Annotated in this window: 11 protein-coding genes; 5 read left to right on the top strand and 6 right to left on the bottom strand. The window is 74.2% G+C overall.

The features are described 5' to 3' along the window. Nucleotides 1-3: 3 nt before the first annotated feature. Genes ABZ899_RS06215 through ABZ899_RS06205 form a run of 3 tightly spaced genes read right to left on the bottom strand, consistent with a single transcriptional unit; the run spans nt 4 to nt 3,065 of the window. On the bottom strand, nt 4-1,596 hold the full coding sequence (locus tag ABZ899_RS06215) for a transporter (RefSeq protein ID WP_361341415.1): 1,593 nt from the start codon (nt 1,594-1,596) through the stop codon (nt 4-6). Further along, on the bottom strand, nt 1,593-2,366 hold the full coding sequence (locus tag ABZ899_RS06210; RefSeq protein ID WP_361341412.1) for an ABC transporter ATP-binding protein: 774 nt from the start codon (nt 2,364-2,366) through the stop codon (nt 1,593-1,595). The genes ABZ899_RS06215 and ABZ899_RS06210 overlap by 4 nt, the downstream gene beginning before the upstream one ends. Before the next feature lie 36 nt (nt 2,367-2,402). Next, on the bottom strand, nt 2,403-3,065 hold the full coding sequence (locus ABZ899_RS06205) for a bifunctional DNA primase/polymerase (RefSeq protein WP_361341409.1): 663 nt from the start codon (nt 3,063-3,065) through the stop codon (nt 2,403-2,405). A gap of 319 nt (nt 3,066-3,384) precedes the next feature. Here ABZ899_RS06205 and ABZ899_RS06200 point away from each other — a divergent pair, with 319 nt between their 5' ends. Together ABZ899_RS06200 and ABZ899_RS06195 are read left to right on the top strand one after the other, a co-directional pair. Further along, nucleotides 3,385-4,770: a transcriptional regulator gene (locus ABZ899_RS06200; protein WP_361341407.1), complete on the top strand. Its 1,386-nt coding sequence runs from the start codon at nt 3,385-3,387 to the stop codon at nt 4,768-4,770. 212 nt (nt 4,771-4,982) lie between these two features. Further along, complete coding sequence (locus tag ABZ899_RS06195; protein ID WP_361341404.1) at nt 4,983-6,536, top strand: hypothetical protein; 1,554 nt, start codon at nt 4,983-4,985, stop codon at nt 6,534-6,536. Nucleotides 6,537-6,549: 13 nt separating this feature from the next. Here ABZ899_RS06195 and ABZ899_RS06190 read toward each other — a convergent pair whose 3' ends face one another. Continuing rightward, complete coding sequence (locus tag ABZ899_RS06190) at nt 6,550-7,836, bottom strand: ABC transporter substrate-binding protein (protein WP_361341401.1); 1,287 nt, start codon at nt 7,834-7,836, stop codon at nt 6,550-6,552. Nucleotides 7,837-7,953: 117 nt separating this feature from the next. Between ABZ899_RS06190 and ABZ899_RS06185 the strand changes: the two genes are divergently transcribed. Both ABZ899_RS06185 and purU read left to right on the top strand, forming a co-directional pair. Then, the gene (locus tag ABZ899_RS06185; RefSeq protein ID WP_361341399.1) at nt 7,954-8,454 is read left to right on the top strand and encodes a hypothetical protein; all 501 of its coding nucleotides are present in this window, start codon (nt 7,954-7,956) and stop codon (nt 8,452-8,454) included. Between the two features lie 47 nt (nt 8,455-8,501). Beyond that, nucleotides 8,502-9,383, top strand: coding sequence for a formyltetrahydrofolate deformylase (purU, locus tag ABZ899_RS06180; protein ID WP_361341397.1), 882 nt, complete (start codon nt 8,502-8,504; stop codon nt 9,381-9,383). Nucleotides 9,384-9,386: 3 nt separating this feature from the next. Here purU and ABZ899_RS06175 read toward each other — a convergent pair whose 3' ends face one another. Together ABZ899_RS06175 and ABZ899_RS06170 are read right to left on the bottom strand one after the other, a co-directional pair. After that, a complete protein-coding gene (locus tag ABZ899_RS06175) occupies nt 9,387-10,640 on the bottom strand; it encodes a maleylpyruvate isomerase N-terminal domain-containing protein (RefSeq protein WP_361341582.1) in 1,254 nt (417 codons plus the stop codon). 80 nt (nt 10,641-10,720) lie between these two features. Then, complete coding sequence (locus tag ABZ899_RS06170) at nt 10,721-11,305, bottom strand: sigma-70 family RNA polymerase sigma factor (protein ID WP_361341395.1); 585 nt, start codon at nt 11,303-11,305, stop codon at nt 10,721-10,723. A gap of 355 nt (nt 11,306-11,660) precedes the next feature. Between ABZ899_RS06170 and ABZ899_RS06165 the strand changes: the two genes are divergently transcribed. Then, nucleotides 11,661-12,041, top strand: coding sequence for an STAS domain-containing protein (locus tag ABZ899_RS06165; RefSeq protein WP_361341392.1), 381 nt, complete (start codon nt 11,661-11,663; stop codon nt 12,039-12,041). Nucleotides 12,042-12,099: the final 58 nt, after the last annotated feature.

Genomic DNA, 12,099 nt, shown 5'->3' with positions numbered 1-12,099 from the left:
CCCTCAGCCCTTGCTGACCGCGGTGAGGATCTCCGGGAGGCGTGCCGCCGTCCGGGGTGCCGCGAGGCGCAGGCCCAGCAGCGTGATCGCCGCCCCGTAGGCCGCCCCGGCGGGCAACAGCAGCCAGGTCCACGCCTCGCCGCCCTCACTGACCCGCAGCCAGATCGTCACCGCGATCACCGGGGCGCACAGCAGGGCCGCCGCGACCATGCCGCCGAAGATCGAGATCCAGGCGAGGCCCGCCTGGCCGGGGGCGACGTTCTTGTGCCCCTCCTGCGGGATCGAGTACGGGAAGCGGGCCGACGTCCAGGCGCCGGTCGCCAGCATCGCGCCGAGCAGCGCCAAGGACAGCCCCAGCACCTCCGGCAGACTGCGCCAGTCCCCGATGAGGGCCGTCGTCACCACGGTGACGAGCGTGGCGTACGGCAGGGTGATCAGCAGCAGGGCCAGCGCCCGGCCGCGCAGCTCCACATACGCGTCCCGCGGCGAGGAGATCGTCATCGCGACCATCCAGAACGCGGAGGTGTCCTGCCCGAACTGGTTGTACATCTGGATGCCGAGCATCCCGGCGGCGAAGCAGGCGAAGTAGATCGACCCGGTGCCCTGGACGGCGTTGAAGACCGGCACGATCAGGCCGATGGCCAGCGACGTCACCCAGGCCGCCTTGGTCTTCGGGTCCCGCCAGACATAGCGCAGGCTGCGCTCCATGACGGTGCCGGTGCGCCCCGCGGGAAGCAGCCGGGCCGGGCCGCGCGCGCCCTTCTCCCGTACGGCGCTCTCGCCGGCCGCCTGGAGCGTCGAACCGTCGGGCGCGGTCATCAGCCGGGTCAGATGCCGCGTCCAGAGGGCGATCAGCCCGGCCAACGCGAGCACGCACAGGCCCAGTTGCAGCGCGGCGGCGCCGTAGGAGCCCTCGCTCACGGACCGCACGGCCCCGATCGCGGACCCCGGCGGCACCCAGCGCAACACGTCCGCGAGCGGGTCGAGCCGCCCGAGCCCCGCCGAACCGAGGCGCTGGGCGGCGAAGTTGACGACCTGCGCCCCGATCGCGACGACCAGCCCGCTCAGCACGGCCAGATCGCGGCCCTTGCGGCTGGTCAGCAGCCGGATGTTGGCGGCGGCGACCGCGCGCGCCAGCGCCACGCACACCAGCAGGGCCAGCACCACGCCGACGACACCGACGACGTACGCGGCCGCGCCCCGCGCCACCGCGATCACCGACCCGGTCAGCAGACACAGCGTGAACACGGGCCCGATGCCCACCAGGGAGGCCACCAGCAGCGCCCGCACCAGCGGCCGGGGCCGCAGCGGCAGCATCACCAGCCGCGTCGGGTCGAGGGTCTCGTCGCCGCCGGGGAAGAACACCGGCATCACCGCCCAGCCCAGCGCGAGCACCGCGACCAGCAGCACGACCAGGGCGTCGGCGTGCGCGGTGCCCCGCAGCAGGATCAGGCCGAGCAACTGCAGCGCGGCGAACAGCAGGGCCACGACCGCCGAGGCGATCCAGGCGGCCCGCCGGCCCCCGGACTGGCGCAGCCCGTTGCGCAGCAGCGACAGCTTCAGCCGTACGAAGACCCCGGTCACGTCGGTGCTCATCGGGACCCGCCGCCCAGCCAGTCGAGGTCGGACCCGGCGTCCCGGCCGTGCGCGCCGACCAGTTCGAGGAACGCCTGCTGCAGCGAGGGCGCCTCGCCGCGCACCTCGGCGAGGGGCCCGTGGGCGCGGATGCGCCCGGCCGCCATGACGGCGACCCAGTCGCACAGCGACTCGACGAGCTCCATCACATGTGAGGAGAAGACGACCGTGGCGCCGGAGGCGGTGAAGCGTTCCAGCACCCCCCGGATGGTCTGGGCGGACACCGGGTCGACACCCTCGAACGGCTCGTCCAGGAACAGCACTTCGGGGTTGTGCAGCAGGGCCGCGGCGAGCCCGATCTTCTTGCGCATGCCCGTCGAGTAGTCGACCACCAGCTTGTGCTGCGCCCCGGCGAGGTCGAGGACGTCGAGGAGCTGCGTGGCCCGCTTGTCGACCTCCGCCCCGGGGAGCCCGCGCAGCCGCCCCGTGTAGCCGAGCAGTTCCCGCCCGGACAGCCGCTCGAAGAGCCGCAGCCCCTCGGGCAGCACACCGATGCGCGCCTTGACCTCCGCCGGGTCGCGCCACACGTCGCGCCCGACCACCTCCACGGACCCCTGGTCGGGCCTGAGCAGCCCCGTCACCATGGACAGCGTGGTGGTCTTGCCGGCTCCGTTGGGGCCGACGAGCCCGATGAACTTCCCCGCGGGCAGCGCCAGATCGATCCCGGCCACGGCGACCTGCTGCCCGAACCGCTTCCAGAGCCCGTGAACGCGTACGGCTGCTGACGTCATGCGGGGAACCCTACGGGCCGGGTGGAAGCCGTGGGACTACCGGTCGCGGCCGCACGCGTACGCGAGCGGCGAGATCAGTTCCTCGGCGTCCGGCAGCCAGCGGTTGGCGGGGGTGGGCCGGCACGCCCACTGCACGGCGCCCCGGGACCCGAACCGGGTGGGCGGGGCGGCGACCCAGGCCCCCCCGCCCAGGGCGACCAGGTCCAGCGAGCCCACCGACCAGCCCAGCCGGCGCACCAGGTCGGGCAGTTTCACGGCGGCGCCCGGCAGCACGAAGAAGTGCATCCGGCGGTCCGGCGCCAGCGTCACCGGGCCCAGCGTCAGCTCCATCCGCTCCATGCGGGCCAGCGCCAGGAAGCCGGCCGTCTCCGGGACGGACAGCGCGTCGAAGGTCCTCCCCGTGGGCAGCAGGATCGACGCGGCCGGCTGCTTCTGCCACAGGCGGCGCGCGACCGTGGCGCTGCCCGTCGCCTGCGTCGCCCAGTCGGGGCGCGCGGGGTGCGCGCCCGGCGCCGGGCACACCGCGTCGCCGCAGGAGCAGTACGGCACGCCGTCGACGGCCTCCAGCCAGGTCCCCGGAAACACGTCCCAGTGACGCTCCTCGGCGTAACGGACGGCGGTCTCCAACAGCGAATCCCCGCGCTGCTTCGGAATCTGTGCGGCTTCGGTGGCCGGGATCGTCTCTTCCACGCTCAGCACAACTCCCGCACCCACCCGGGGTTACGGCTCTCGCGCGCGCGGGGGAGGAGCACTGCGACCGTGCCCGGGGCGCATGGGTGCACGGGTGGGGGCGCGCGGGAGGATCCCCGGCCGGCGCGGGGTAACCCCCAGGGGGGCCGGCTCCGGCCGTAACCCCGGCAATCCTCACAAGCCTCGCATTTTCCGTATACGGACGGGGCATTGATCTTCACGGCCGGGAACCGCCGGGGCGCAGCCAGTGCCCCCGGGCCGGGACCCGGCCGTGACAGGGACGTCAACTCGGTGCGCGGGCAGGCACCGTAGTCACAGGGGGTACGCCATGGCCGCAAGGCCTCTCGTCGCACGGCAGCCGAACGAACGGCTCCAGGCGCTCATCCAGGAAGCGGGCTGCTCGAACGCCGGGCTGGCCCGCCGGGTCAACATGTGCGGCGCCGAACACGGCCTCGACCTGCGCTACGACAAGACGTCCGTGGCCCGCTGGCTGCGCGGACAGCAGCCGCGGGGCCGGGCGCCCGCCATCATCGCCGAGGCGCTCGGCCGCAAGCTGGGCCGTACCGTCACCATCGACGAGATCGGCATGGCCAACGGCAAGAACCTCGCCTCCGGCGTGGGACTCCAGTTCTCCCCGACCGTGCTCGGGGCCATCGAGCAGGTGTGTGAGCTGTGGCGCAGCGACGTCGGCCGGCGGGACTTCCTGTCCGGCTCGTCCGTCGCCGCCTCCGCGCTCGTCGAGCCCAGCCGGGACTGGCTGATCTCGGCGCCCGACGCGCAGGTCGCGCGGTCGGCCGGGCCGCGGGTGGGCCCGGCCGACGTGGCGGCGGTGCGCGCGATGACCCAGGCGCTGGTGGACCTGGACCACCAGTACGGCAGCGGGCATGTGCGGCCGGTCGTCGTGCACTACCTCAACAGCGTCGTCTCCGGGCTGCTGGCCGGGTCGTACCGGGAGGCGGTCGGACGTGAACTGTTCGCCGCCGTCGCGCGGCTGACGGAGCTCGCCGGCTACATGGCCGTGGACACCGGGCAACCGGGCCTCGCCCAGCGCTACTACATCCAGGCGCTGCGCCTCGCGCAGGCGGCCGGGGACCGGGGGTACGGCGGGTACGTACTGGCCGCCTCGATGAGCCACCTCGCCGCCCAGCTCGGGAACCCCCGGGAGATCGCCCAGTTGGCGCGGGCCGCGCAGGAGGGCGCACGGGGGCGGGTGACACCGCGGGCCGATGCGATGTTCCACGCGGCGGAGGCGCGCGGGCACGCGCTGATGGGCGACGCGCGCGCCGCCCAGCTGTCGTCCGGGCGGGCGGTCGCCGCGCTGGAGGCGGCGGATCCGGCCTCCGGTGACGACCCGGCGTGGATCCGGCACTTCGACGAGGCGTACCTCGCGGACGAGTTGGCGCACTGCCACCGCGACCTCGGCCAGGCGGAGGCGGCGGCGCGGTGCGCGCAGGAGTCGCTGGCGGGGCTGCCGGAGACGAAGGCGCGTCGCCGGGCCATCGGATATGTGCTTCTCGCCACAGCCCAGGTGCAGCAGCGGGAGATCGAACAGGCCTGCCACACCGGCCTGAAGGCCGTGGAGCTGCTGGAGACCCTGCGCTCCAACCGGGGCGCCGAGTACCTGGATGACTTCCAGCAGCGCCTCGAGCCGTACCGGGACGAGCCCGTGGTCAGGGACTTCGGGGAGAGGATCGATCTCCAGGCGGCCGCCTGACGCCTGGGGCGGCCCCGGGTGAAGGGAACGTGAAAGGAAGGGAGACGCGCTGCGCGGGTGGCACAGGGGGACTTGCCGGGCGGACGAGGGGCCGGGACTGTAACGGCGGTCACAGGGGCGCCGGTCACGCACCGGGCTGCGTGGCACCGTCGTCGGCGGAGCCGGTAGCGTGAGGCGACGATTCACAAGGTCCCCCATTCGTAGGAGTCCCGGTGACGCAGAGTGGACAGGGCGAGGAGCCCTCGGCGCGGCCCGCGCGCGAAGGCATCGTGCTGCCCTCCGACGGTGGGGAGCCGCTGCTTCCGGGGATGACGGGCGGCCCCGTCGGCCGTCCGGCGACACCCCCGGCCGCCCCGCCGCCCTCGGCCCCGCCCGGCGGCCCGTCCTGGGGCACCCCCTGGGGACCCGAGCAGCACACACCGGCCCCGCCCGCCGCGCAGGGCCAGTCCTGGGGCGCGCCGCAGGGCGGCCAGTCGTGGGGTGGCCAGGACCAGCAGCAGTACCAGGCGCCGCAGCAGCCGTACGGGCAGGACGCCCAGCAGCAGCCCTACGGGCAGGACGCCCAGCAGCAGCCGTACGGGCAGCCCGGCGCCCCGGCGCCCATGCCGCCCGCGGGCGAGGGGGCCTACGGCGGGAGCGCGCCCATGCCGCCCGCCACCGGCGGGTACGGCGCCCCGATGCCCCCGGCCGACGAGGGGGCGACCCAGTACATACCCCCGGTCGCCGCGCACCCGGACGAGCAGGCCACCCGCTTCATACCGCCGGTCCCGGCGGCCGACGAGGGCGCGACCCAGGTGATCCCGCCGGTCGGCCCGGGCGCCCTGCCGCCCGAGACGCCCGGGGAGAGCACCCATGCGCTGGGCCGGGCCCGGCACGGGGCCGGACCGATGCCGGCGGCCTCGGACGCCGACCCCACCCAGTTCCTGCCGCCCGTGGCCGCCCAGCCGGGCGGGTCCCAGGAGCGGCAGCCGCACGCGGACTTCGACAACCTCTTCCGCAGCGAGGGCCCCGGCCCCGCCCCGGCCACCCAGCACCTGCCGCCGTACCAGCGGCAGCCGCAGGGCCCGCACCAGGGCGCGTACCCGCCGCCCCGCCGGCCCGGCCCGCACGACGACGGCGGGCACGGCGGCCGCCGGCGCTCGCGCGTACCCCTGATCGCGGCCGTGGGCGTCGGGATCGTCGCCCTCGGCATCGGCGCGGGCGCGCTGCTCGCCGGCGGGGGCGGCGACGACGACCCGGCCGACGCGAACCAGCCCGTCTCGGCCACGGCCCCCGCGGCCGAGGAGTCCGCCTCCCCGTCCGCCGACCCGGCGGAGCAGCAGGCGGTCGCCCTGGACAAGCTGCTGGCCGACAGCGGCGACAGCCGCAGCGCGGTGATCAAGGCCGTGGCCGACGTGAAGTCCTGCGGGAACCTCCCGCAGGCCGCGCAGGACCTGCGGGACGCCGCCGGGCAGCGCAACCGGCTGGTCTCCGACCTGGCCAAGCTGAAGGTCGACCGGCTTCCCGACCACGCCCGGCTGACGGCCGCCCTGAACCGGGCGTGGCAGGCGTCGGCGTCCGCCGACAACCACTACGCGGCCTGGGCGGACCAGGTCGCCGGCAACAAGAAGCTGTGCAAGAAGGGCCAGGCCCGGGCCACCGACCGGACCCAGGCCGGCAACCGCGACAGCGGTACGGCGAGCCAGCAGAAGAAGACCGCCGCCCAGCTGTGGAACGCGATCGCCCGCGAGTACGGCCTGACGCAGCGCCAGCCGACCCAGCTGTGAGCGGGACGCCCGCTCAGTGCGGGCGGGCGTCGCGCAGGATGTCCGTCACATCGACGGCACCCTTGCGGGCGGCCACCAGCCGGCCGTCCCGGACGACCTGGAACGTCACCTCGCCGTTGACCAGCCGGGGGCGGCCGACGGCGGCCAGCACGCCCTGGAAGGGCCACCGCAGGGGCGGTGTGAGACCGCCCGTGGAGACCCGCAGACCCCCGTCGAGGGCCCTGCGCACGCTGTCGGAGTCGATCTCGCCGTCGCCGAGGGACTCCACCACCTCGCGGAACACCGTGTAGGCGATCCACGTGGTCTGCACCCCGGCGTCCGCGGGGTCGATGCGGTTGTCACCGAAGGCGTACGAGGCGATCACCTTCTTCAGCGGCTTCCAGCGCGGATCCGCCGCGACCGGGTACCAGCCGGTGACGTACGCGCCGTCGTACACCGGCCCTCCGCCGGTCGCGTCGATCACGGTCTGGTCGACGCCGCCGAGCACGGTCGCCGTGCGCACCGGGCGGTACTCCTGGCGGGCGCGCCGGAAGGAGTCCATGAAGGTGCTGGTGCGGTCGCCGAGGGCGGGCACCACGCAGCCGGGGTCCGCCGCGCCGGTGCCGGCGTGCTCCAGCGCGCGCGTCGACGGGCCCCCGTACTCGGTGGCGTCCTCGCGGGCCGGCTGGTCCGCCGAGGACGGGTGGCCCCCCGCGCGCAGGCCCGCGTCGAGCAGCGGGGGCAGTTCGTCGCCCGCGATGTTGTCGGGGCGCACCAGGGACACCGGGCCGCAGTCGCGGGCCAGTTCGCGGCCGAGGCCCGCGAGGAGGGTGGGCTGGCCGCCGTTGACCGGGTAGGACAGCGGGCTGGTGAACTCGGCGCCCGTGACGCCGTACCCGCCGATGTAGGGGATGCCGGCGCCCTCCAGGGTGGGCAGGAAGGTGTCGCCGTACTGACTGTAGGAGCCGACGACCGCCACGGCGTCCTCCTCGACGGCGCGCTCGGCGCACTGTGCCGCCGACACGCTGTCGTTGTGGTCGTTGCAGGTCAGTACCCGCAGCGGACGGCCCCCCAGCCCGCCCTCGTCGTTGACCCAGCGGGCGTACGCCTGCGCGAGCGCGGGCATGCCGGGCTTGTTGGTCGCGTTGGTGCCCTCCGGCGCCCAGGTCATCACGGTGACCGGGTCCTCCCCGGAGCCCCCGGCGGTGCCGGGGACGACCCCGCAGCCGGCGGCGAGCGCGGCGCACGCCGCCAGAGCCGTCGCGGCCCGGGCAGGGCCGGCGGGAAGGAGGTGGCCACGGGTACGTCGCGCTCCGCTCATGCCCCCACACACTTCCGTCACACCGCTAACCCAAGCGTGACCCTCGGTTATCATCCGGTGACGTCGAGGTGAATTGCGGGGGCCGGTGAGGCGCCTGTGAGGGGGAACGTACGATCGATGACCGTGCAAGGTTCGGATAGCTCTTCCCGTCGCGGCCGTCGCTCCTCCACCATGGGCGGCATGCCACTCAACGACATGCCGTGGTGGCGCTGGCGCAGCAATGTGCGCTCCGCGCTGCACATGCTCTCCGATCCGGTGTTCCAGCGGGACGTCTGGCTGGCAGGCGTGGACGGCTACGGCGACGTCACCGACGCCGTGTACCGCCTCGTCGAGGACACCTGGCTGGACAACTGGTCCGCCGAGAAGTACGTCGGCACGATCTTCCGGGACTCCCAGGAGGCGGCCCTCGTCGACACCGCCGTGCTGCGCGTGCTGCGGATCATGCACCAGGTCGGCCCGGACGCCCCGGTCTCCGCGTACGTCGAGCACCAGGGCTGGCCCGAGGCGGTGCGGGCGGCACGGGACGCGCACGTGCGGATGGCGATGGCCGACGGGGAGGACCCGGACGCGCCGCCGCGCACCCTCGAGGTGCTGCGCATCATGACGCGGTCCGCGTAGCGGGACGGCCGCCCGCGCGGCACCCGTCGTATGGGACCCTGTGCTGCATGAACGAGCAGTCCACCGGAGCCGCGGTCCCCGCCGACCAGTACGTCCTCACGCTGTCCTGCCCCGACAAGCAGGGCATCGTGCACGCCGTGTCGAGCTACCTCTTCATGACCGGCTGCAACATCGAGGACAGCCAGCAGTTCGGTGACCACGACACGGGCCTGTTCTTCATGCGCGTCCACTTCTCGGCGGACGCCCCCGTCACGGTGGAGAAGCTGCGCGCGAGCTTCGCGGCGATCGGCGACTCCTTCCACATGGAGTGGCAGATCAACCGCGCCGAGGACAGGATGCGGGTCCTGCTGATGGTGAGCCGGTTCGGGCACTGCCTGAACGACCTGCTGTTCCGGGCCCGGATCGGCGCGCTCCCGGTGGAGATCACCGCCGTGGTGTCCAACCACACCGACTTCGCCGAGCTGGTGGGGTCGTACGACATCCCCTTCCACCACATCCCGGTGAGCAGGGACAACAAGGCCGAGGCCGAGGCGCGGCTGCTGGAGATCGTGCGCGAGGAGGGCGTGGAGCTGGTCGTGCTCGCCCGCTACATGCAGGTCCTCTCGGACGACCTGTGCAAGCAGCTGAGCGGGCGGATCATCAACATCCACCACTCGTTCCTGCCGAGCTTCAAGGGCGCCAAGCCCTACCACCAGGCGCACGCGCGCGGTGTGAAGCTCATCGGGGCGACCGCGCACTACGTCACCGCCGACCTCGACGAGGGACCGATCATCGAGCAGGAGGTCGAGCGGGTCGGGCACGACGTCACGCCGGACCAGCTCGTCGCGGTCGGCCGGGACGTGGAGTGCCAGGCGCTGGCGCGGGCCGTGAAGTGGCACGCCGAGCGCAGGATCCTCCTGAACGGGCGCCGGACGGTCGTCTTCGCCTGACGGCTACATCCGGCTCAGGCTCGCCGCCGCGAAGAGCACGTCCCTGATCGCCTCGCGGTCGCCGACCTGTCCGGCCGCCGCCTCCGCGGGCGGCACATGGCCCGCCGCCAGCCGGCAGAACTCGGCGCCGTCCAGGGCGACATGGGCCACCTCGTGCTCGGCGGAGCCCACGGCGGCCGGGGAGTCGAGCGGGATCAGCCACTCGCCGCCGCCCGCCCCCTCGATCTCCAGGCGCAGGCTCCGGCCGGGCTCCCCGGCCGGCACGAGCCGGCGTCGGCCCGCGGGCGCCGGTGCGGCCAGCCCGGCCTGACGCCGGGCCGACAGCACGCTCGGCAGCAGGCGCGCCGCCAGGTCCACCATGTGGTGCAGATCGCTGCCGGACGGCGGCTCGTAGGGGTAGTCCACCGCCTCGGCGATGTCCTCGGCGTGCACCCAGCACTCGAACGCCCGGTCCAGCATGGCGTCCCGCAGCGGCAGCGCGAAGTCGCCGTACGGCACGGACAGCGCGCCGGTGCCGCCGCCCGTGAAGGAGACCGTGCGGACCAGGTCGTGGGCCTGCTCCCGCCAGGGCGCGCGCACGGCGCGGGTCGGCGGGAAGTGCGAGGCCCGCCAGTACGCCTCCGTCCGCGCGGACGGGGTCGGCCGGTCGGCGCTCACGTCGCCCAGCGGGTCGGGCAGGCCGAGTGCCGCCGCCACCATCCCGTCGACGGTCAGCAGATGGGCGATCACCCCGGCGACGGTCGTACGGCGGCTCGTCGGCTCGTCCTTGCGGAACCACCGCAGCCGCACGGGCGCGTGCCACTCGGCGTCCCCGAAGTCCTGCAGCAGGGCGTCCAGCCGTGCGGTCTCGGCGTCGTAGGGCGCGGCCCACTCGGGCACCGGGACGCGCGGCGGGCGCCGCTCCAGGCAGCCCCTCAGGACGCGGGCGCGCAGCGACGGGTCCAGGTCGAGGCTCTCCGCGGGGTGCAGCAGGCCGACGGCCTCGCGCAGCCGCACCGCCTCGTCCGCGCAGCCGCCGCAGTCACCCAGGTGCTCCTCGACGGCGGCCGTCTCCTCCGGTGAGCAGGCCGCCAGCGCCCAGGCGCCGAGCAGCGACTTCAGGACCCGGTGCTCCAGGACGGGCACCGGTGCGTCCGCCAGGTCGGGCAGCGGACGCCCGGTGTCCTCGACGGAGAGCCGGGGGAGCGGTATGCGGGGCGGCCTGCCGGGGCCGGGCTCGGGGATGGGGTGCTGGTCGTCGCCGTCGCCGCTGTTCATGCCGTCAGCTCCGCGGGCGCTGTCCGCGGGGCCGTTCTCCTCCTCGTGCGGGTCGTCGGGTTCGTACGGTTCGGCCCCGGTCATGCGGCACCCCCGTACTCCGGTGGTGCCCCGGGCCCGGTCCCGGCGTCGTGGGCCGTGGACAGCAGTTGCAGGCCCAGGCGCAGCCGACGGCGGGCCTCCTCCTCGGTGACGCCGAGGTCGGCCGCGGTCTGGCGGTAGTCGCGGCGCTGGAAGTAGGCCAGCTCCAGCGCGGCCCGCAGCGGGGCGGGCATGGACTGGACGATGTAGTCGGCGCGGGCGGCGACCGAGGCGTGGCGCACCTTGCGCTCCAGCTCCTCCGTCGAGCCCTGCCCGGCCCGCACCAGCGCGGCGGTCTCGGCGGCACGCAGGCGCTGCACGGCCAGGCGGTGGGTCAGGGCGGCGACCCAGGAGCGCAGCGGGCCCTGCCGGGGGTCGTAGGTGTCGGGGTGCTCCCAGACATGGGTGAAGACCTCGCGGGTGACGCGGTCGGCGGCGCGTTCGTCGCCCAGTACGGTGTGCGCGAGTCCGTGCACGAGCGAGGCGAACCGGTCGTAGAGCTCGCCGAGGGCGGCCGCCTCGCCCCGCGCGAGCCGCTGCTGCATCTTGCGGTCCCAGCGGGGCGGTGCGTCCTTCTTCGCCATACGGCCCCCCTCCGGAGCCTGTGAACAGGCTCTCACCGGTCCGTCCCTGTCCAGCGTGCGTCCACCGTCTCCACGAATGTAGTCGGCACGTCCGACGGCCCACGCCCCTTTGTGGCAATGTGCGCCCCTTGCAGCGTCATGACTGGTGACACACCTCGCTCTCGTGGTAGGGGCTTCGCTCTCCGGGTCGGCTACCCGTCTCGCGACCGGATGCGATCGAACGGGATCGAATGCGATGGAAACAAGCCTTATCTGACCGGTGACCGTTTTCTGGAGGAAGTTTCAGGGAACAGCCGCTGGGCAGCCGCGCTGCAAGGAAGCGTAGGAATGCCTTCCGTTTCGACGGCCGAGGGGCGTGGTGGTGACCTTGAAAGTGACCGGTGACGAGCAAGGCGACTGGGCCGTCCTCCAGGTGTCCGGCGAACTGGACCTGGTGACCTCGCCGGTGCTGCGCCAGCACGTCCACGACGCGGTGGCCGAGGGACGGCACAACGTCGTCCTGGACCTGTCCGAGGTCCTGTTCTGCGACTCCTCCGGCGTCGGCGTGCTCATCGCGGCCCGCCGCCTCATCCGCTCCTGCCGGGGCAGCCTTCGGCTGATACTGCCCGCCCAGGGCGCGGTGGACGGCTCGCACGTCAACCGGGTGCTCGGGGCGCTCGGCGTGCGCCGGCTGTTCGAGGTCTACCCCGACGTGGCGGCGGCGGTCGCGGACGACGCCCGCCCCCTGTCGGCCTGAGCGCGCCCCCGCCCCGGGGATCCGCCACATCCCCGTTCCGGCACGTGCCCGGTTCTGC

It is taken from the genome of Streptomyces sp. NPDC046859 (genome assembly GCF_040645135.1).
Taxonomy (GTDB): domain Bacteria; phylum Actinomycetota; class Actinomycetes; order Streptomycetales; family Streptomycetaceae; genus Streptomyces.
This window is presented reverse-complemented; position numbering and strand designations above follow the sequence as displayed.

What these genes read in the sequence shown, in the direction of transcription:
- ABZ899_RS06215 (WP_361341415.1), bottom strand. Translation starts at nt 1,596, where the DNA reads ATGAGCACCGACGTGACCGGGGTCTTCGTACGGCTGAAGCTGTCGCTG.
- ABZ899_RS06210 (WP_361341412.1), bottom strand. Translation starts at nt 2,366, where the DNA reads ATGACGTCAGCAGCCGTACGCGTTCACGGGCTCTGGAAGCGGTTCGGG.
- ABZ899_RS06200 (WP_361341407.1), top strand. Translation starts at nt 3,385, where the DNA reads ATGGCCGCAAGGCCTCTCGTCGCACGGCAGCCGAACGAACGGCTCCAG.
- ABZ899_RS06190 (WP_361341401.1), bottom strand. Translation starts at nt 7,836, where the DNA reads ATGAGCGGAGCGCGACGTACCCGTGGCCACCTCCTTCCCGCCGGCCCT.
- ABZ899_RS06185 (WP_361341399.1), top strand. Translation starts at nt 7,954, where the DNA reads ATGACCGTGCAAGGTTCGGATAGCTCTTCCCGTCGCGGCCGTCGCTCC.
- purU (WP_361341397.1), top strand. Translation starts at nt 8,502, where the DNA reads ATGAACGAGCAGTCCACCGGAGCCGCGGTCCCCGCCGACCAGTACGTC.
- ABZ899_RS06175 (WP_361341582.1), bottom strand. Translation starts at nt 10,640, where the DNA reads ATGAACAGCGGCGACGGCGACGACCAGCACCCCATCCCCGAGCCCGGC.
- ABZ899_RS06170 (WP_361341395.1), bottom strand. Translation starts at nt 11,305, where the DNA reads ATGGCGAAGAAGGACGCACCGCCCCGCTGGGACCGCAAGATGCAGCAG.